We start from the raw sequence: 18,987 nt of genomic DNA, 5'->3' as shown, positions 1-18,987 counted from the left end.
TCGAGTTGGGCCATCCCACTACGACCGTCCTCGTGGAAAGTGTTGAACGGGCTCAGGGATCACAACCCAATCGTGCTTGCCTTCCTCCCAAACTGACCGAACGGGAGCCGGGTATGTTGGATCGCATATCGCCCCGACAACGATCCCGATCAAGGTGGGATGCTTTCCGGCACGGGCATAGACGGTAGACCCGCAGGTTGGGCAGAAGAATGTCTCGAACGTGCTACCTGTTGCAGTCGGCCTCTCATAGCGGGTCGCCTCGCCTGTGATCTTGACGCTATCATTGGAGTAGTAGGCTAGTACGCCGAACGGCGACCCGCTTCGCCGCTGACGGTCGCTGCAATGACAAGCGACAACCGACGAGCTCGGGCCCGGTAAATTCACGGAGAGCTGCCCGCACTGGCACTTGGCATCCATCGTAGACTCCATTGCTTCCTTCCTGGCACAGTAGCGCTGGGCACAAGGTCCGCAATGGATCAAAATGAAGGGCTCAACGTCAGTAGCGGATCTCAATGAAGTCTCTGTCCGCTACTTCGCTGACGCCACGAGCGGGCTGGTGAATGACGGTCGCGCCCTAGTTGTTGCCGCGGAACCCCGTCGCCAGCACGTAGCGCTCCGACGAGTCCTGCCTACTCGCCGCCGGCTTGACGTGCCGCACGGTCGCAAAATCGCGCTTGAGCTGGGCGAGCAGCTCGGCGTCGGCGCCGCTCTGGAATGTCTTGGCGAGGAACGTCCCACCGGGCTTCAGCACGTCACAGGCAAAGGCCGCTGCTGTCTCGACGAGACCCACGATGCGGAGCTGGTCGGTCTTGCGGTGGCCGGTGGTGTTGGCGGCCATGTCGGACATCACGATGTCGGCGCCGCCGCCCAGCATCGCGGTGAGCTTGTCCGGCGCCGCGTTGTCCATGAAATCGAGCTTCGCGAAATCGACGCCGGGAATCTCCGGCATCTCCAACAGATCGATCGCGACGACCTTGCCCTTGCCGTCGACCGAGCCGACGCGCTTGGCCGCAATCTGGCTCCAGCCGCCGGGCGCGGCGCCGAGATCGACCACGGCCATGCCGGGCTTGAGAAGGCGGAATTTGTCGTCGATCTCGAGCAGCTTGAACGCGGCCCGCGAGCGATAGCCTTGTGCCTTGGCCTTGGCGACATAGGGATCGTTGAGCTGGCGCTCCAACCAAAGCTTCGACGACAGCTTGCGCTTGCCGCCGGTCTTGACCTGGACGTGCAAGCGGCCGGTGGTGTCTTTCGCCATCTCACCAGCTCCTGAGCGCGCCGTCCTCGCGCATCATCTCGACCAGCATGCCCTCGCGAAGGCCGCGGTCAGCGACGCGCAGGCGCGGCAGCGGGAAGGCGCGGCGGATGGCATCGAGAATGGCGCAGCCGGCGAGCACGAGATCGGCGCGCTCGATGCTGATGCAATTGTTGCCCGCGCGCTCCTCATAGCTCATGCCGAGCAGCCTGTTGATGGTTGCCGTGATGTCGGCATCGTCCATCCAGATGCTGTCGATGCGACGGCGATCGTAGCGCGCGAGATTGAGGTGAATGCCGGCGAGCGTCGTCACCGTGCCCGAGGTGCCGAGCAGATGCATGTCGGCGAGATCGCGGCCATGCTCCTCGGCAAAGGGGGCGACATGCCGGGCGACCTCCTCTTCCATCGCCGCATAGGTCTTCCGCGTCACGTCGCGGCCGCCGAAGTGCTCGGCCAGCGTGACGACGCCAAGCGGAATCGACATCCAGGCCTTTATGCGCGGCTGCGGATTCTCGTCGGCCGGGTCGCGCTCGATACGCACCAGCTCGGTCGAGCCGCCGCCGATGTCGAACAGGATCGCGCCGCGCCCCCTGGGGTCGACCAGCGGCGAGCAGCCGAGCACGGCGAGCGCGGCCTCGGTTTCGCGGTCGATCACCTCGAGCTCGATGCCCGTCTCTGCCGCGACGCGACTGCGAAAGCCTTCCGCGTTCGACGCGGCGCGGCAGGCCTCGGTGGCGATCAGCCGCAGCCGCTTGGCCTTGCGCAGCTCGATCTTGTCGCGGCAGATGCTGAGCGCCGCGATGGCGCGCTCGATCGCGGCCTCGCTGATGCAGCCGGTGGCCGAAACACCCTCGCCGAGCCGGATGATGCGCGAGAAGGAATCGACCACGCGAAACCCGTCATTGGTCGGACAGGCGATCAGCAAGCGGCAGTTATTGGTGCCGAGGTCCAGCGCCGCGTAGACGCCGGTTCCCGACATTTGCGCAGGGACGGCGGTCGGTTCGACGGCCAGTGCCGCCGCAGCCATCGTCCCCAGCTCTCCGTGCGGCGCAAGGCCGTCGCGGAGCCGCGTGTGGTCATTCATACAAACTGTCTTTCCACGGCCCGAAAGGGCCGACCCGGAATTGCTTTTTCGCGGGAAACTTTAGCAGCGCTTGGGCCTCGCGCAACAACCCATCACAATGGGACCATGCCTATTCGTGCGTTGTCGTGAACGGGCCCGTGCGTTATCTGAACGGGGGTCCGGGCCTTCCGCCGCCCGCGAAACCCGCGCAAAAGCCGGCTTTTCAGGTCATTTCAATGCAAGAACACACCAAATCGTCTTCGCTCGAAAACGCTATTGCACTGCAAAAATACGGCGTCGGACAGCCGGTCCGGCGCAAGGAGGACGATACGCTGGTCCGCGGCTTGGGCCGCTATACCGACGATTTCAACCTGCCGGGCCAGGCCTATGCCGTGATCGTTCGCTCGACCCACGCCCATGGCGTGATCCGTGGCATCGGCACCGAGGCGGCCAGGGCGATGCCGGGCGTGCTGGGCGTGTGGAGTGGCACCGACCTTGACGCCGCCGGCTACGGCCCGTTCACCTGCGGCCTGCCGCTGAAGAACCGCGACGGCTCGCCGCTGCTCCAGACCAACCGCCAGCCGCTTGCGACCGACAAGGTCCGCTTCGTCGGCGATCCCATCGCCTTCGTGGTGGCGGAAACGCTGGCCCAGGCGCGCGATGCCGCGGAAGCCGTCGAGGCCGACATCGAGCCCCTGCCCGCGGTCACCGATCCCGAGGAAGCCGCGCAAACAGGTGCGCCGCAGCTTTACGACCACATCCCCGGCAACGTCGCGCTCGACTATCACTTTGGCGATGCCGAGAAGGTCGAGGCGGCCTTCGCCAGCGCCGCGCATGTGACCAGGCTCGACATCGAGAATACCCGCGTCGCCGTGGTCTCGATGGAGCCCCGCGTGGGGCTCGCCTCCTACGACAAGAAGACTGAGCGCTACACGATCCAGGTGCCGACGCAGGGCGTTTCGGGCAACCGCGCCAATCTCGCCAAGAACCTCAAGGTGCCGAACGACAAGGTGCGCATTCTCACCGCCAATGTCGGCGGCTCCTTCGGCATGAAGAACATCAACTACCCCGAATACATGTGCATCCTGTTTGCGGCGAAGACGCTGGGCCGTCCGGTAAAGTGGACCGACGAGCGCTCGACGAGCTTCCTTTCCGACAGCCACGGCCGCGCCCAGAAGATCCACGCCGAGCTGGCGCTCGATGCCGAGGGTCATTTCCTCGCAGCAAAGCTCTCCGGCTACGGCAATCTCGGCGCCTACATCACCGGCGTCGCGCCGAGCCCGCTCTCACTCAACACCGGCAAGAACTTTTCCAGCGTCTACCGCACGCCGCTGATGGCGGTCGACATCAAGACGGTGTTGACCAACACCACCTTGATGGGCGCCTATCGCGGCGCCGGCCGGCCCGAGGCGAACTACTACATGGAGCGGCTGATCGACCGCGCCGCCGACGAGATGGGGATCAGCCGGCTGACCTTGCGCAAGCGCAACTTCATCAAGCCGAACCAGATGCCGTTCCCGGCTTCCTCCGGCGTGACCTATGACAGCGGCGACTTCCAGGCCGTGTTCAACAAGGCGCTGGAGCTGTCGGACTATGAGAGCTTCTCCAAGCGCAAGAAGGAGAGCAGGAAGAGCGGCAAGCTGCGCGGCATCGCCATCGGCTCCTATCTCGAGGTCACCGCCCCTCCCGGCGTCGAGCTCGGCAAGATCGTGTTCGATCCCGATGGCACGGTGCAGCTCATCACCGGCACGCTCGACTACGGCCAGGGCCACGCGACGCCGTTCACGCAGGTGCTGTGCGCGCAGCTTGGCGTGCCCTTCGAGAACGTGAAACTCGTGCAGGGTGACAGCGACATCGTGCACACCGGCAACGGCACCGGTGGCTCGCGCTCGATCACCGCGAGCGGCATGGCGATCGTGGAATCCTCCCGCCTCGTCATCGAGAAGGGCAAGCGCGCCGCGGCGCATTTCATGGAGGCGTCCGAGGCCGACATCGAGTTCGCCGACGGCCGCTTCACCATCGCGGGCACCGACCGCAGCATCAACATCATGGACTTGGCCAAGCGCCTGCATGACGGCAAGGTGCCGGAGGGCGTGCCCTCCTCGCTCGACGTCGACCACACCACCGAGCCGGTGCCGTCGGCCTTCCCGAACGGCTGCCACGTCGCGGAGGTCGAGATCGATCCGGACACCGGCGTGGTGGAGATCGTGCGCTATAGCGCGGTGAATGATTTCGGCACGGTGATCAATCCGATGCTGGTCGCGGGCCAGCTCCACGGCGGCGTCGTCCAGGGCATCGGCCAGGCGCTGATGGAGCATGTCCGTTACGACGAGAGCGGTCAGCCGATCACGGGTTCGCTGATGGACTACGCGCTGCCGCGCGCGGAGGACGTTCCGTTCATGAGCGTCGGTGATCACCCGGTGCCGGCCACGAGCAATCCGCTCGGCACCAAGGGCTGCGGCGAGGCTGGCTGCGCGGGCAGCCTGTCGACGGTGGTGAACGCGGTGGTCGACGCGCTCTCCGACTACGGCATCAAGCACATCGACATGCCCCTGACGCCGGAGCGCGTGTGGCGGGCGATTCAGGACGCGAAGGGGACGGCGTGAGGGACGGCATTTTCGCCTCACACCTACCACTGTCATCGCCCGGCTTGCCCGGGCGATCCAGTACGCCGCAGCCGTCGTAATAGATCTCGATGTCTCTGGAATCCTGGATGCCCCGCCTTCGCGGGGCATGACAGCGAGTGAGAGGCACCCACCTGCCCCTTCCCGCGTTACGCCGCCGCCTGCTCCCGCGGCTGGTAGATCGCGATGTGCTGGCAGTGGGCGAGCGGTGTGTTGCCGTTGGCAACGACCAGCGCGTCGAGCTCGACGAAGCGGTGGCCCTTCTTCTCGTAGTTCGCGGTGACCCTTGCCCGCGCCGTGATCTCGTCGCCGGCGCGCGCGGCCGACAGCAACTGCATGCGGCTGCCGACATGGATCCATGGTCCGAGAACCGTGTTGTCGACCAGCACGCGATTCATGACGCGCTGGATCAGACCGGGATGACCAAGTCCTTCCCGCGCGAAGATCGGATCGGCCTCCCTGACCTCAGCGAGATACTCCGCAGCCGTCTCTCCCGCCCAGCAGCGCGGCGCGGTGCCGAGCCATCTGCCAACCTCGAAGGTGACCGCATTGACGGGCTTGCGCTCGGCCACGGCGGGGACCTCGAGATAGTCGGCCAGAACGAGCGCGGGAGCGGACTCGGGCAGTGACGCCGCTCCGGTCGCGCAGAGCTCTCCGCGTGAAAACACCTCGATCGTGAGCACGCCGTTGTGCTCGACCGCGTCGACGTCGGCCGTCTCGCCGTCATAGACGGGCTTGACGAAGCGCGCCTCGATCAGGCCGCGGCCGAGGAAATCGCGGCCCCAGCGGGCGACCGGCACGTGCATCATGTAGGCAATGACGTCAACGCCGGGGACCAGCCCGCCGGAAAAGCCGAAGCGGCGCGCCACGGTGTCGTCGTGCATCTTGTTTTCAGATTGTTTGGCGGTGTTGTAGGCCTCAACACGGTAGGTTTCGAGCCGGGTCGGCATGCTGTCGCCCTGATTTTTGCTGCTTCAGAGGCCGATCGTAGGCCTGCAGGAACCCCGGTCAATCCCCTCGCCTTTGAGCGGCGAATGCGGTACCACGCGGCCGATGACGAGCCCTGCAGCCACGCCCCGCATCTATGTCGACGCCGACGCCTGTCCGGTCAAGGACGAGATCTATCGCGTCGCTGTCAGGCATGGCGTGCCCGTGAGCGTGGTCGCGGGTAATTTCATCCGTGTGCCCCAGGACCCGCTGATCGAGCGCATCGCCGCGGGCGCAGGGATGGACGCTGCTGACGACTGGATCGCGGAGCGGGCCGGTGACGGCGATATCGTGATCACCGCCGACATCCCGCTCGCGAGCCGCTGCGTGAAGACGGGGGCCGACGTCATCGCGCCGAACGGCAAGCCGTTCACCGAGGAGTCGATCGGCATGACGCTCGCGGTGCGCAACCTCATGACAGATCTGCGCTCGGCTGGCGAAGTCACCGGCGGCCCGAGATCGTTCGCGCCGCGCGATCGCTCCGCATTCCTGTCCGCGCTGGACCAGACCATCCGCCGCATCCAGCGCCGCCGAGCCGAGCAGGCCGCAACGGTCAAGGGCTGAGCATGGCGCCGCCGCTGATCCAGCTGAAAGACATCCGCCTCACATTTGGCGGCACGCCTCTGCTCACGAGCGTCGAGCTCAACGTCGCGCCGTCCGAGCGGGTCTGCCTGATCGGGCGCAACGGCTCCGGCAAATCGACACTGCTCAAGATCGCGGCCGGTCTCGTCGAGCCGGACGGCGGCACGCGCTTTGTGCAGCCCGGCTCGACTATCCGCTATTTGCCGCAGGAGCCGGATTTCGGCGATCATGCGACGACACTCGCCTATGTCGAGGCCGGGCTCGCGCCCGGCGATGACCACCATCAGGCGCGCTATCTGCTGGAGCAGCTCGGGCTCACCGGCGAGGAGAATCCGGCCAATCTCTCCGGCGGTGAGGCGCGCCGCGCGGCGCTGGCGCGGGTTTTGGCGCCCTCGCCCGATATCCTGCTGCTGGACGAGCCGACCAATCATCTCGACCTCACCACCATCGAATGGCTGGAGCAGGAGCTCAACAGCCGGCGCAGCGCGCTGGTGCTGATCAGCCACGACCGCCGCTTCCTCTCCAATCTCTCGCGCTCGACCGCATGGCTCGATCGCGGCAGGATCAAGCAGATCGATCGCGGTTTTGCCTCGTTCGAGGCCTGGCGCGACGAGGTGCTGGCCGAGGAAGAGCGCGACCAGCACAAGCTCGACCGCAAGATCGTCGACGAGGAGCACTGGCTGCGCCACGGCGTCTCGGGCCGGCGCAAGCGCAACGTCAAGCGGCTCGCCAATCTGCATGCGCTGCGCGCGCAGCGCCGCAATTATCGCGGCACGGCAGGCAGCGCCAACCTCGCCGCCGCGGAAGCAGAGGCCTCCGGCAAGCTGGTGATCGAGGCAAAGGGCATCACCAAGGCCTATGGTGAGCGCAGGATCGTCGAGAATTTCTCCACCCGCATCCAGCGCGGCGACCGGCTCGGCATCATCGGGCCGAACGGCGCCGGCAAGACCACGCTGGTCAATCTTTTGACCGGCGGGACAGAGCCGGACTCCGGCACCGTGCGGCTGGGGGCCAATCTCGAGATGGCGACGCTCGACCAGCATCGCGAGAGCCTCGATCCCAAATCGACGCTCGCCGAGGCGCTCACCGGCGGCCGCGGCGATCACGTCGTGGTCGGCGGCAAGCCGAAACACGTGGTCGGCTACATGAAGGACTTTCTGTTCGCACAGGAGCAGCGGGGCACGCCGCTGGAAGTGCTCTCGGGTGGCGAGCGCGGCCGCCTGATGCTGGCGCGCGCATTGGCGAAGCCGTCGAACCTCCTGGTGCTGGACGAGCCGACCAACGATCTCGACCTCGAAACGCTCGACGTGCTCGAGGAGATGCTCGGCGATTACGAGGGCACGGTGATCCTGATCAGCCACGACCGAGACTTCCTCGACCGCGTCGTGACATCGGTGATCGCGCCCGAGGGCAACGGCCGATGGATCGAATATGCCGGCGGCTACAGCGACATGCTGGCGCAGCGCGGCGCCGACCTGAAGCGCGAGACAGTGAAGGCGCAAGCTCCCGCCGAGAAGAAGGAAGATCGCCCCGCTGCCCCGACGTCCGCGCCAAAACGGCGGCTGAGCTTCAACGAGAAGCACGCGCTGGAAACGCTACCGAAGAAGATCGACACCCTGCATGCCGACATCGCAGAGCTTCAGCACGTGCTTGACGATCCCAATCTCTACGCCAAGGATCGCAAGAAATTCGACGATACATCTGCCGCGATCGCCAAAGCGCATGAGGAACTTTCCGCCGCGGAAGAACGCTGGCTTGAATTGGAAATGCTCCGCGAAGAGATCGAACAGGCATAGCGCGTATTCCGCAAAAATGGGCACCGGTTTTGCGATGGAAATACGTGCCAACTAAAGGATTCCCATGACAACGCCCCTCGCCGCCAAGATCGCTCGTGAATATGGCACGCCCTGCGCCGTCATCGACATGGACAAGGTCGAGCGCAACATCGCGCGGATCCAGAAGGCCTGCGACGACGCGGGCGTTGCCAACCGTCCACACATCAAGACGCACAAGAATCCGACGCTGGCAAAGATGCAGGTCGCGGCCGGCGCGAAAGGCATCACCTGCCAGAAGCTCGGCGAGGCCGAGATCATGGCCAATGCCGGCATCGACAACATTCTGATCAGCTACAATCTGCTTGGCGAGGAGAAGATGGCGCGCCTGGGGGCGCTGCAAACCAAGGCCAACATGACGGTGGCAGCCGACAACTCCACCGTGATTGCGGGATTGCCCAAGGCGGCCGCGGCCTCTGGCCGGCCGCTGTCGGTCGTCGTCGAATGCGACACGGGGCGCAAGCGCGCGGGCGTCGAGACACCGGCCGAGGCGATTGCGCTGGCGCGCGAGATCGCCGCCTCCAGGGGACTGCAATTTGCCGGCTTCATGCTCTATCCGACCGAGACCGGCTGGGCCGAGGCGCAGAAGTTCTACGACGAGGCACTGGCTGGCGTGCGCGCGCAGGGGTTAGAGGCCACGATCGTCTCGACCGGCGGTACGCCGAACCTCGTCAATATCGGCAAGCTCAAAGGAGGCACCGAGCACCGTTTCGGTACCTATATCTACAACGACCGCATGCAGGTGGCGGCCGGCTCCGCCACCTGGGACGACTGCGCGCTCCAAATTTACTCCACCGTCGTCAGCCGCGCCGCGCCCGAGCGCGGCATCCTCGATGCCGGCTCGAAGACGTTGACCACGGATACCGGCGGGCTCGACGGCCATGGCCTGATCCTGGAGCACCCCGAAGCCAAGATCGCGCGCTTCGCCGAGGAGCATGGTTTTCTCGATCTCTCCCGCAGCAATACGCGGCCGAATGTCGGCGATGTCGTCCGCATCGTGCCCAATCATGTTTGCGTCGTCGTCAACATGATGGACGAGGTCGTGATGGTGCGCGGCGACGAGATCATTGGAACGCTGCCAGTGGCTGCGCGCGGGAAGCTTAGGTAGGCGCCCCCGGGGGGATTCAGCCGTAGGGTGGGCAAAGGCGCGCAGCGCAGTGCCCACCATCTCTCAAAGATTGCGACAGAAGAGGTGGGCACGCTCCGCTTTGACCACCTACGATTTCGAGAGCCACTTCAACACGCCCCGCCCCGCGGCAACGCCGGTCGCGAACGACGCCTGCAAGAGATAGCCCCCCGTGGGCGCTTCCCAATCCAGCATCTCACCGGCGGCGAAGACGCCTGGCAATTTGCGGATCATGAAGTCCGCATTGAGTTCGTCGAACGAAATGCCCCCGGCGCTGGAGATCGCACGTGCGATTGCGGCCACGCCGATGAGCCTGACCGGCACGGCATTGATCAAGTCGGCGAGCCGCTCGGGCGGCTGTGATGAGAGCGATAGGCCCTCCTTGATCGCTGCCTCTTGCAGCAGGCCAACGGCAACCGGCGAGAGCTGAGCAGCTTTGCGCAGGAAGTTGGAGACCGACTGTTTGCCGCGCGGAGCGGAGAGCCGGTTGGCGAGCTGGCCTCGATCGAGATCTGGCCGCAGTGCGACGTGCAGAACCGCCTCGCCTTTACCCGCAATCGTCTCGCGCAATTCGGCCGACAGCGCATAGATCGCGCCGCCTTCGATGCCGGTACGGGTGATGATCGCCTCGCCGCGCACCGCGTGTCCGCCGAAGACGAGGGCAATGCCTTTCAGCGGCTGGCCTTCGAAGCGCGTCCGGAACACCTCGGACCAGGCGACATCGAAGCCGCAATTCGCAGGCCGTAACGGTGAAATCGTCACACCCTTCCCGGCAAGCGTACTTGCCCAGCCGCCGTCAGAGCCGAGGCGCGGCCAGCTTGCGCCGCCCAGTGCGAGCACGGTGGCGTCGGCCCCGATGGCGGAGGGGCCCTTCGGCGCCAGAAACAACAGCGGCCCCCCATCATCCCATCCGGTCCAGCGGTGGCGAAACGCAAACCGAACGCCGCCGGCGTCGAGCCGGCGTAACCAGGCCCGCAGCAGGGGCGAGGCCTTGAACGCCCTCGGAAACACACGCCCGCTGGTGCCGACGAAGGTCGGCTCACCCAGCGCCTCGCACCATTCACGCAACGCGTCCGGCGGAAACGCGTCGATTGCGGCTTGCAGCTTCCGTGCCGCCTCGCGGTAGCGTGCGATGAACTGCGGCAGCGGCTCGCTATGCGTGAGGTTGAGCCCGCCGCGGCCGGCCATCAGGAATTTGCGCCCCGCAGAGGGCATGGCGTCATAGACGGTGACGGCAGCGCCGCCCGCTGCCAACACCTCCGCCGCCATCAGCCCGGCGGGACCGGCGCCGATGACAGCGACGTTGGTCAGAGTTTTACCCCCGCGCGCGCGGCCGCCTGTGCGACGTACTTCTGCGTCTGCTCGAATGCGCCTTGCAGCGCCTTGGCCTTCGACATGTCGCTGATCTCTGCAAAACGCGCGGCGATCGCGTCCGGCGTCCAATCCGACTGCGCCAGGTTGATCCCTTCGCTCTCGACGATCCTGATCACCGCGAAGGAGCCCGCGCCGGCGCCCATGATGGTGCGGGTCGGGGCGTCCTCGCTGAGCATGTATTCGACTGCCGGCGTGATCGCCTCCGGTCTCATCAGTTGCAACGCCTGCGGCGGCAGCAGCTCTTCGGTCATGCGGGTGGCGGCCGTCGGCGAGATGATGTTGACGCGGATGTCGGTCTTGCGGCCCTCTTCGGCCAGTACGTTCATCAGGCCGACCATGCCGGATTTCGCCGCGCCGTAATTGGCCTGCCCGAAATTGCCATAGAGTCCGGACGACGACGTCGTCAGCACGATGCGGCCGTAGTTGCGGTCGCGCATGCCGGCCCACACCGCTTTGCAGCAGTAGAAGGTGCCGACGAGATGCACGTCGAGCACCTTCTGGAAGTCGGCCGCTTCCATCTTGCCGAACGACTTGTCGCGCAGGATGCCGGCGTTGGCGCAGAGCAGATCGACGCTGCCCCACTCCTTGGTGGCGCGCTCGACCATCGCAGTGACCTGCTCGAAATTGGAGACATCGGCGCCGTCGGCCATCGCGGTGCCGCCCGATTTACGGATCTCCTCGACGACGGCCTCGGCCGGCGACAGCGAGGCTCCGGTGCCGTCGCGCGCGCCGCCGAAATCGTTGACCACGACCTTGGCCCCGCGGCTCGCGAGCCCCAGAGCATGCGCCCGCCCCAGACCATTGCCCGCGCCGGTGACGATGGCGACGCGTCCGTCAAACCTGATTGCCATGGGAATGCTTCCTGGATGTTAGATCGTCATGACCGAGCTCGACCCGGCCATCCATCAGAATTGACAGGCCTTTGAGCAGCGATGGATTGCCGGGTCAAGCCCGGCGATGACGGGTACGTTCAGGCGAAATAGATCAACCCGAGCCATTCGGCGACCAGCGCCGGCTTGTCCTCGCCTTCGATCTCCACCGTGACATTGGTGCGAGACTGCAATTCCGTGGGCTTGCGGAGCTTGGCTTCGGCGAGCACGAACCGGCCGCGGACGCGCTTGCCCGAACGCACCGGCGAGATGAAGCGCAGCTTGTCGAAACCGTAGTTCACGCCCATCGTGGTGCCGATGATCGCCGGCATCACCTCGTAGGACATGATGGACAGCAGCGACATCGTCAGGAAGCCATGCGCGATCGTGGTGCCGAAAGCGGTCTCCTTCTTGGCGCGCTCGGGATCGACATGGATGAACTGGTGATCCTCGATCACATCGGCGTAGGTATCGATGCGCGGCTGGTCGATCAGGTGCCACGACGACACGCCAACCTCCTTGCCGACCAGGGCCTGATAGGCCTCCAGCGTGATCGGCGGCTTCTTCCAGACTTCGTTCATTCGCTTCAGGTCTCGCTTCTTGCTTTGGGCAGCTCAGGAAAATCCTCCTCGCGGAATTCCCGGCCGCGCAGCGGATCGCCGCGATCGTCGTCGCGTTCGAGCCTGCGTAGCTGCACGCGGCGGATTTTTCCAGAGATCGTCTTCGGCAGCTCGGTAACGATCTCGATGCGGCGGATGCGCTTGAATGGCGCAAGGCGCGCGTGCAGATGTTTGAAGATCGACAGCGCCGTTTCCGGCGAACGCTCGGCGCCCGAGGTCAGCAGCACGAAAGCCTTGGGGATGGCAAGCCGGATCGGATCCGGGCTCGGCACCACGGCAGCTTCAGCGACCAGCTCATGCTCGAGCAGCACGCTCTCGAGCTCGAACGGGCTGATACGGTAGTCGGAGGATTTGAAGACGTCGTCAGAGCGGCCGACGAAGGTGAGATAGCCCTCTTCGTCAGCGAACACCACGTCGCCGCTGCGATAGAGCTCGCCCTCGACGCCCGACAATTTGCCGTCGTCGCCCTGATAGCCCTGCATCAGCCCGGCGGGACGGCTGTCGCCGAGCACGAGCGTCACCTCGCCCTCCTTCGCGGGATTGCCGTCGGCATCGCTGATCTGCACGCGAAAGCCCGGCAGCGGCCGGCCCATCGAACCGATCTTGACCTTCTGGCCCGGCGAGTTGCCGGCAAGCGCCGTCGTCTCGGTCTGGCCGTAGCCATCGCGGATGGTGAGGCCCCAGGCGGCTCGCACCTGGTCGATGACTTCAGGATTGAGCGGCTCGCCGGCGCCGCAGGCTTCACGCAAGGACACCTTGAACGCGGCGAGGTTCTCCTGAATGAACAGCCGCCACACGGTCGGCGGCGCGCACAGCGTGGTGACGCCGCAGCGGCCGATGGTGGCGAGGAGACCTTTTGCGTCGAAGCGCGGCTGGTTGACCACGAAGACAGTGGCGCCGGCATTCCACGGCGCGAAGAAGCAGCTCCAGGCGTGCTTGGCCCAGCCGGGCGAGGAGATGTTGAGGTGGACGTCGCCGGGCTGCAGGCCCAGCCAGTACATCGTGGAGAGATGACCGACGGGATAGCTGCGCTGGCTGTGCCGCACGAGCTTTGGCTTTGCCGTGGTGCCCGAGGTGAAATAGAGCAGCATTGGATCGTCGGCGTTGGTCGGCCCGTCGGATGCAAAGCTCTCCGAGGCCTTCGCCGCCTCGTCATAGGAGAGCCAATCATCGGCAGCCCCGACGACGATGCGCACGAGCCCGTCCGCACCGAGGCCAGCAAACTTCGCGACCTGATCCTGCGCCGCGACCACCGCCTTCGCCTTGCCGCGATCGAGACGATCGCGCAGCTCATCCGCTGTGAGCAGCGTCGTGGCTGGAATCACGACGACGCCAAGTTTCATCGCCGCAAGCATGGTCTCCCAGAGTGGAACGACGTTGCCAAGCAACAGCAGGAGATGATCGCCGCGCTTCAGGCCCTGCGCGCGCAGGAAGTTGGCAACCTGGTTGGAGCGGCGCGACAGCGCGGCAAAGGACAGCTTGGTCTGCCGATCCTGCGCGGCATCGACGATCCAGAGCGCGGGCCGATCCCTGCTTTCATCGTTCACCGCCAGCTCGGCATCGAACCAGTCGAGCGCCCAGTTGAAGGGAACCGGATCGGGCCAGCGGAAGCCTTTGACCGCGGCAATGTGATCCGTGCGGTGCTCTAGCAGAAACGCGCGCGCTTCCTGAAATGTCGTCATGATCCGAGTCCGTCGAATTGACCTTCGAGCGTAGCTCGGATGGAGCAAAGCGCAACGCGAGGCCGGCTACGCGATTCGAAGAAGCCGTCCCGGATTTCGCTTCGCTCCATCCGGGCTACGAGCAAAGCCTCGCTATTGTCCAGCGAGGCTGCGAACGTGCTTGATAATTCCGGAAAAATCCACCCCGCCGTGACCGGCTGCGTCGAAAGACTGATAGATCTCCTGCGCATGCTTGCCGAGCGGGGTTGCGGCGCCCGCGGCCTTCGCGGCGTCCTGGGCCAGGGTCAGGTCTTTCACCATCAGCGCCGAGGCGAAACCAGGCTTGTAGTCGTTGTTGGCGGGCGAGGTCGGCACCGGTCCCGGCACCGGGCAATAGGTCGTCAGCGACCAGCACTGTCCCGACGAGGTCGAGGCCACATCGAACAGCGCCTGGTGTGAGAGGCCAAGCTTCTCGGCGAGTGCAAAGGCCTCGCTCACGGCGATCATGGAAATGCCGAGGATCATGTTGTTGCAGATCTTTGCCGCTTGGCCGGCGCCGGCGCCGCCGCAATGGACGATCTTCTTGCCCATCTTCTCGAGCACAGGTCTTGCCGCCGCGAAGGCCTTCTCGTCGCCGCCGCACATGAAGGTAAGCGTCGCACCCTTCGCGCCACCGGTGCCGCCGGAAACCGGCGCATCGACCGAGAGCACGCCCTGCTTGCCGGCAAGCGCATGTGCCTGCCGCGCACTCTCAACGTCGATCGTCGAGCTGTCGATGATCAGTACGCCCTTGCTCATCGCCGGCACAATGTCGTTCCAGACCGCCAGGACATGCTTGCCGGCCGGCAGCATGGTGACGACGACATCGGCACCCTTCACGGCACCGGCTGCGCTCTCAGCGATGCTGGCGCCGTCGGCCTTGGCCTGGTTGCGCGAGGCCTCGACGAGATCGAACGCGACCACCTTGTGGCCGGCCTTGACCAGGTTGGCCGCCATCGGGCCGCCCATGTTGCCGAGACCGATGAATGCGATCGTGGCCATCTTCGTTTCCTCCACTTGAAAGCCGTTGTTAATTGAATTTCAGTTCGTCGGTGCCGATCTCGGCGAAGTACGGCGCGACCATGTCAGGCGTGACATTCTCAATCCGCGGCGGTGACCATTTTGGATTGCGGTCCTTGTCGATCACAGCGGCACGCACGCCCTCGCGGAAATCATCGCTGCGGAACACTTCGAGCGCGGCCCGGTATTCGCGGACGAGGCATTCTTCCAACGTCGACACCTTGCGCGCTAGCCGCAACAGCTTCAGCGTCACCACCATGCCGCGCGGCGATTTCTCGCCGAGTGTCGCGAGCGTGGACCGCGCGAAATCCGAGCCGTCGCCCTTGAGTGCAGCGACGACGTCTTCCATGCGATCGAAGGCGAACAGTGCATCAATCGTCGCCTGCTTTGCGGCTACGGGCCCTGCGGTCTCGTCGGTTGCAAAGTTGCCAATGAGCTTGCTCACCTCAGCCGCGGTTACGCCCGGACGAGCCTTCGTGAGCGCCTCGCGCAGCTCCGGCAGCTTCGCGGCGGGCACGACAGCATCGGCAAACTTCGCGTAGACCGCATCCGGCCCGTTCATGGTCTGGCCGGTCAGGCCGAAAAACGTGCCAATCTCACCCGGCGCGTGCGACAACAGGTAGGTGCCGCCGACATCGGGGAAGAAGCCGAGGCCGACCTCGGGCATCGCCAGCTTGGTGCGATCGGTGACGACGCGATGGCTCGCATGCGCGGAGAGGCCGACACCGCCGCCCATCACGATGCCGTCCATGAAGGCGACGTACGGCTTTGAAAACTTCTTGATCCGTGCGTTGAGGATGTACTCCTCGCGCCACAGGATTTTTCCGAGATCGCCATCGACCTTCGAACTCTCCCAGAGCGCGCGGATGTCTCCGCCGGCGCATAGGCCGCGCTCGCCGGCGCCCTCCAGCAGAATCACGCCGACGGCCGGATCGGACTCGAAACGGTCCAGCGCCTTGTCGATGTCGCGAAACATCTCCAACGTCACCGCGTTGATCGCCTTGGGACGGTTGAGCCGGATCACGCCAGCCGAACCTTCGACACGCGCGATCAGATCGCCCTCTTCCACCGCAACCGTCATCGCGCACCCTCGATCAGCTTGCGCGCCACGATCAGCCGCATGATCTCGTTGGTGCCTTCGAGGATCTGGTGCACGCGCAAATCGCGCACGATCTTCTCGATGCCGTATTCGCTGAGGTAACCGTAGCCGCCGTGAAGCTGGAGCGCATGGTTGGCGACCTCGAAACCGACATCCGTGCCGAACCGCTTTGCCATGGCGCAGAGCATGGTGGCATCAGGGTCTTTCCGGTCGAGCGCCGCCGCAGCACGCCACAGGAGCGTGCGGGCGGCCTCGAGCTCGATAGCCATGTCGGCAAGGCGGAATTGCAGCGCCTGAAATTCGTCGAGACGTTTTCCAAACGCCTTGCGTTCCTTCATGTAGGCGCGCGCCTTGTCGAGTGCGGCCTGCGCGCCACCGAGCGAGCACGCCGTGATGTTGAGGCGGCCGCCGTCGAGGCCGGCCATCGCGATCTTGAAGCCGATGCCCTCCTCGCCCAGCCGGTTCTCCACGGGCACCCGCGCGTTCTCGAACGTCACGGCGCGGGTCGGCTGCGCGTTCCAGCCCATCTTGCGCTCGTTGGCGCCAAAGGAGACGCCCGGCGTCTTGCCGTCGATGACCAGCGTCGAAATGCCGCCCGGACCGTCGCCGCCGGTCCGCACCATCGCAACGAGCACGTCGGTGCCGCCGGCGCCCGAGATGAACTGCTTTTGGCCATTGAGAACGTAGTGATCGCCGTCGCGCTCCGCGCGGGTGCGGAGCGCCGCCGCATCGGAGCCTGCGCCCGGCTCGGTCAGGCAGTAGCTTGCGATCAGCTCCATGGTGCAGAGCTTTGGCAGCCACCTCTGGCGCTGGGTGTCGCTGCCGAAGGCATCGATCATCCAGGACGCCATGTTGTGGATGGAGATGAACGCCGAAGTAGTCGGACAGCCCGTCGCGAGCGCCTCGAAGATCAGCGCCGCATCGAACCGTGTCATGGCGGAGCCGCCGACGTCGTCGCGGATGTAGATGCCGCCCATGCCTAGCTTTGCGGCCTCGCGCATCACGTCGACGGGGAAATGCTTCTCCTCGTCCCAGCGCAGCGCATGCGGCGCGATCTGCTCCGCCGCAAACGCCAACGCCATGTCGCGAACCGCGACCTGATCCTCGTTCAGAGCGAACTGCATCTCAATGCCCCCGCCGGCTAGGGTCACCTCTCCCCTCCGGGGAGAGGTCGATTTGCGCAGCAAATCGGGTGAGGGGGTGCTGCTCCAACGAGAGACCGTAACCCCTCACCCGGCGCTTCGCGCCGACCTCTCCCAAAGGGAGAGGTGATTTCCCGATGCCGCCGGAGCTCACGCCAGTCGCACTACTTCATCAGCGGGATCGAGAACTCCGCGCCCTCCTTGACGCCGGACGGCCAGCGCGAGGTCACCGTCTTGGTCTTGGTGTAGAAGCGGATCGAATCCGGGCCGTGCTGGTTGAGATCGCCAAAGCCCGATTTCTTCCAGCCGCCAAAGGTGTAATAGGCGATCGGCACCGGAATCGGCACGTTGATGCCGACCATGCCGACGTTCACCTTGGCCGCGAAGTCACGCGCGGCATCGCCGTCACGGGTGAAGATCGCAACGCCGTTGCCGTAGTCATGATCCGACGGCAGGGCAAGCGCCTCGTTATAGTCGTGCGCGCGCACCACCGAGAGCACGGGGCCAAAAATCTCTTCCTTGTAGATCCGCATGTCCTTGGTGACGTTGTCGAACAGCGAGCCGCCGAGATAAAAACCCTTCTCGTAGCCCTGCATCTTGAAGCCGCGGCCGTCGACCGCAAGCGTCGCGCCTTCCTTGATGCCGATGTCGATGTAGCTCTTCACCTTCTCGACAGCCTCGCGCGTCACCAGCGGACCGTAATCGGCTGACGGATCGATCGAGGTGCCGATCTTGAGCGACTCGACCCGCGGGATCAGCTTCTCCATCAGACGGTCGGCAGTGGTCTTGCCGACGGGAACGGCTACCGAGACAGCCATGCAACGCTCGCCGGCGGAGCCGTAGCCGGCACCGATCAACGCATCAACCGTTTGGTCCATGTCGGCATCGGGCATCACGATGGCGTGATTCTTGGCGCCGCCAAAGCACTGGCAGCGCTTGCCGGTCTGGGCTGCGCGCTCGTAGATATATTGCGCGATAGGCGTCGAGCCGACGAAGCCGATCGCCTTGATATCGGGATCGTCGAGGATCGCATCGACCGCTTCCTTGTCGCCGTTGACGACGTTGAGGATACCGGCCGGCAGCCCCGCTTCCATCATCAACTCGGCGAGCCGCATCGGCACGCCGGGATCGCGCTCGGAGGGCTTGAGGATAAACGCGTTGCCGCAGGCGATCGCGGGCGCGAATTTCCACATCGGGATCATCGCCGGGAAGTTGAATGGCGTGATGCCGGCGACGACGCCGAGCGGCTGGCGCAGCGAGTAAATGTCGATCCCGGGCCCGGCGCCTTCGGTGTATTCACCCTTCATCAGGTGCGGAATGCCGCAGGCGAACTCGGCGACCTCGAGGCCGCGCTGGATGTCGCCCTTGGCGTCGGGCACGGTCTTGCCGTGCTCGCGCGCCAGAAGCTCGGCGAGCTTGTCGTAATCGCGCTGCACCAGTTCAACGAATTTCATCATCACGCGGGCACGACGCTGCGGATTGGTCGCGGCCCATTCCGGCTGCGCAGCGCGGGCATTCTCGACGGCTGCACGGACTTCCGCTTTCGACGCCAGCGCCACCCTGGCCTGGACGTCACCGGTCATCGGCTCGAAGACGTCCGCGGTGCGGCCCGAGGTGCCCTTGACCTCCTTGCCACCGATGAAATGTCCGATTGCGCGCATGGAAATATCTCCCTGAGACCGAGCCTGATCGCTTTG

16 protein-coding genes are annotated in these 18,987 nt (G+C 65.2%); 4 read left to right on the top strand and 12 right to left on the bottom strand.

The features are described from left to right. Positions 1 to 18 precede the first annotated feature (18 nt). From SO139_RS09890 to SO139_RS09880, 3 genes are all read right to left on the bottom strand, one after another. Positions 19 to 417 carry a GFA family protein gene (locus SO139_RS09890; RefSeq protein WP_498539962.1) on the bottom strand — a complete coding sequence of 133 codons (399 nt, stop codon included), beginning with the start codon at positions 415 to 417 and terminating at the stop codon, positions 19 to 21. A 157-nt stretch (positions 418 to 574) separates the two neighbouring features. Beyond that, the gene (locus SO139_RS09885) at positions 575 to 1,255 is read right to left on the bottom strand and encodes an RlmE family RNA methyltransferase (RefSeq protein WP_449382261.1); all 681 of its coding nucleotides are present in this window, start codon (positions 1,253 to 1,255) and stop codon (positions 575 to 577) included. 1 nt (position 1,256) lies between these two features. Beyond that, complete coding sequence (locus SO139_RS09880; RefSeq protein ID WP_449382262.1) at positions 1,257 to 2,336, bottom strand: Ppx/GppA phosphatase family protein; 1,080 nt, start codon at positions 2,334 to 2,336, stop codon at positions 1,257 to 1,259. 215 nt (positions 2,337 to 2,551) lie between these two features. Here SO139_RS09880 and SO139_RS09875 point away from each other — a divergent pair, with 215 nt between their 5' ends. Then, on the top strand, positions 2,552 to 4,921 hold the full coding sequence (locus SO139_RS09875; protein WP_449382263.1) for a xanthine dehydrogenase family protein molybdopterin-binding subunit: 2,370 nt from the start codon (positions 2,552 to 2,554) through the stop codon (positions 4,919 to 4,921). Positions 4,922 to 5,088: 167 nt separating this feature from the next. On the opposite strand, the gene SO139_RS09870 is transcribed toward SO139_RS09875, so the two are convergent. Beyond that, positions 5,089 to 5,889, bottom strand: a complete 801-nt coding sequence (locus tag SO139_RS09870; RefSeq protein WP_498539961.1) for a hypothetical protein — start codon at positions 5,887 to 5,889, stop codon at positions 5,089 to 5,091. A gap of 103 nt (positions 5,890 to 5,992) precedes the next feature. Between SO139_RS09870 and SO139_RS09865 the strand changes: the two genes are divergently transcribed. From SO139_RS09865 to SO139_RS09855, 3 genes are all read left to right on the top strand, one after another. Then, entirely contained in the window at positions 5,993 to 6,490 is a 498-nt protein-coding gene (locus SO139_RS09865) for a YaiI/YqxD family protein (RefSeq protein ID WP_449382265.1), read from the top strand. A gap of 2 nt (positions 6,491 to 6,492) precedes the next feature. Then, on the top strand, positions 6,493 to 8,304 hold the full coding sequence (locus SO139_RS09860) for an ABC-F family ATP-binding cassette domain-containing protein (protein ID WP_449382266.1): 1,812 nt from the start codon (positions 6,493 to 6,495) through the stop codon (positions 8,302 to 8,304). Positions 8,305 to 8,368: 64 nt separating this feature from the next. Then, complete coding sequence (locus SO139_RS09855; protein ID WP_474797063.1) at positions 8,369 to 9,448, top strand: D-TA family PLP-dependent enzyme; 1,080 nt, start codon at positions 8,369 to 8,371, stop codon at positions 9,446 to 9,448. A gap of 108 nt (positions 9,449 to 9,556) precedes the next feature. Here SO139_RS09855 and SO139_RS09850 read toward each other — a convergent pair whose 3' ends face one another. From SO139_RS09850 to SO139_RS09815, 8 genes are all read right to left on the bottom strand, one after another. Continuing rightward, the gene (locus SO139_RS09850) at positions 9,557 to 10,777 is read right to left on the bottom strand and encodes a BaiN/RdsA family NAD(P)/FAD-dependent oxidoreductase (protein WP_449382295.1); all 1,221 of its coding nucleotides are present in this window, start codon (positions 10,775 to 10,777) and stop codon (positions 9,557 to 9,559) included. Then, positions 10,774 to 11,691 (bottom strand): SDR family NAD(P)-dependent oxidoreductase, encoded by a 918-nt coding sequence (locus SO139_RS09845; protein WP_449382268.1) that lies wholly within the window; start codon positions 11,689 to 11,691, stop codon positions 10,774 to 10,776. The genes SO139_RS09850 and SO139_RS09845 overlap by 4 nt, the downstream gene beginning before the upstream one ends. 119 nt (positions 11,692 to 11,810) lie before the next feature. Further along, entirely contained in the window at positions 11,811 to 12,290 is a 480-nt protein-coding gene (locus SO139_RS09840) for a MaoC family dehydratase (protein ID WP_449382269.1), read from the bottom strand. Between the two features lie 5 nt (positions 12,291 to 12,295). Further along, a complete protein-coding gene (locus SO139_RS09835) occupies positions 12,296 to 14,011 on the bottom strand; it encodes an AMP-binding protein (protein ID WP_449382270.1) in 1,716 nt (571 codons plus the stop codon). Positions 14,012 to 14,143: 132 nt separating this feature from the next. After that, positions 14,144 to 15,046, bottom strand: a complete 903-nt coding sequence (gene mmsB / locus SO139_RS09830; RefSeq protein ID WP_449382271.1) for a 3-hydroxyisobutyrate dehydrogenase — start codon at positions 15,044 to 15,046, stop codon at positions 14,144 to 14,146. Between the two features lie 13 nt (positions 15,047 to 15,059). Then, positions 15,060 to 16,130 carry an enoyl-CoA hydratase/isomerase family protein gene (locus SO139_RS09825; protein WP_449382272.1) on the bottom strand — a complete coding sequence of 357 codons (1,071 nt, stop codon included), beginning with the start codon at positions 16,128 to 16,130 and terminating at the stop codon, positions 15,060 to 15,062. After that, complete coding sequence (locus SO139_RS09820) at positions 16,127 to 17,272, bottom strand: isobutyryl-CoA dehydrogenase (RefSeq protein ID WP_449382296.1); 1,146 nt, start codon at positions 17,270 to 17,272, stop codon at positions 16,127 to 16,129. The genes SO139_RS09825 and SO139_RS09820 overlap by 4 nt, the downstream gene beginning before the upstream one ends. Positions 17,273 to 17,454: 182 nt before the next feature. Continuing rightward, entirely contained in the window at positions 17,455 to 18,951 is a 1,497-nt protein-coding gene (locus tag SO139_RS09815) for a CoA-acylating methylmalonate-semialdehyde dehydrogenase (protein ID WP_449382273.1), read from the bottom strand. Positions 18,952 to 18,987: the final 36 nt, after the last annotated feature.

This window comes from Bradyrhizobium sp. UFLA05-89 (assembly GCF_059803475.1).
This window is presented reverse-complemented; position numbering and strand designations above follow the sequence as displayed.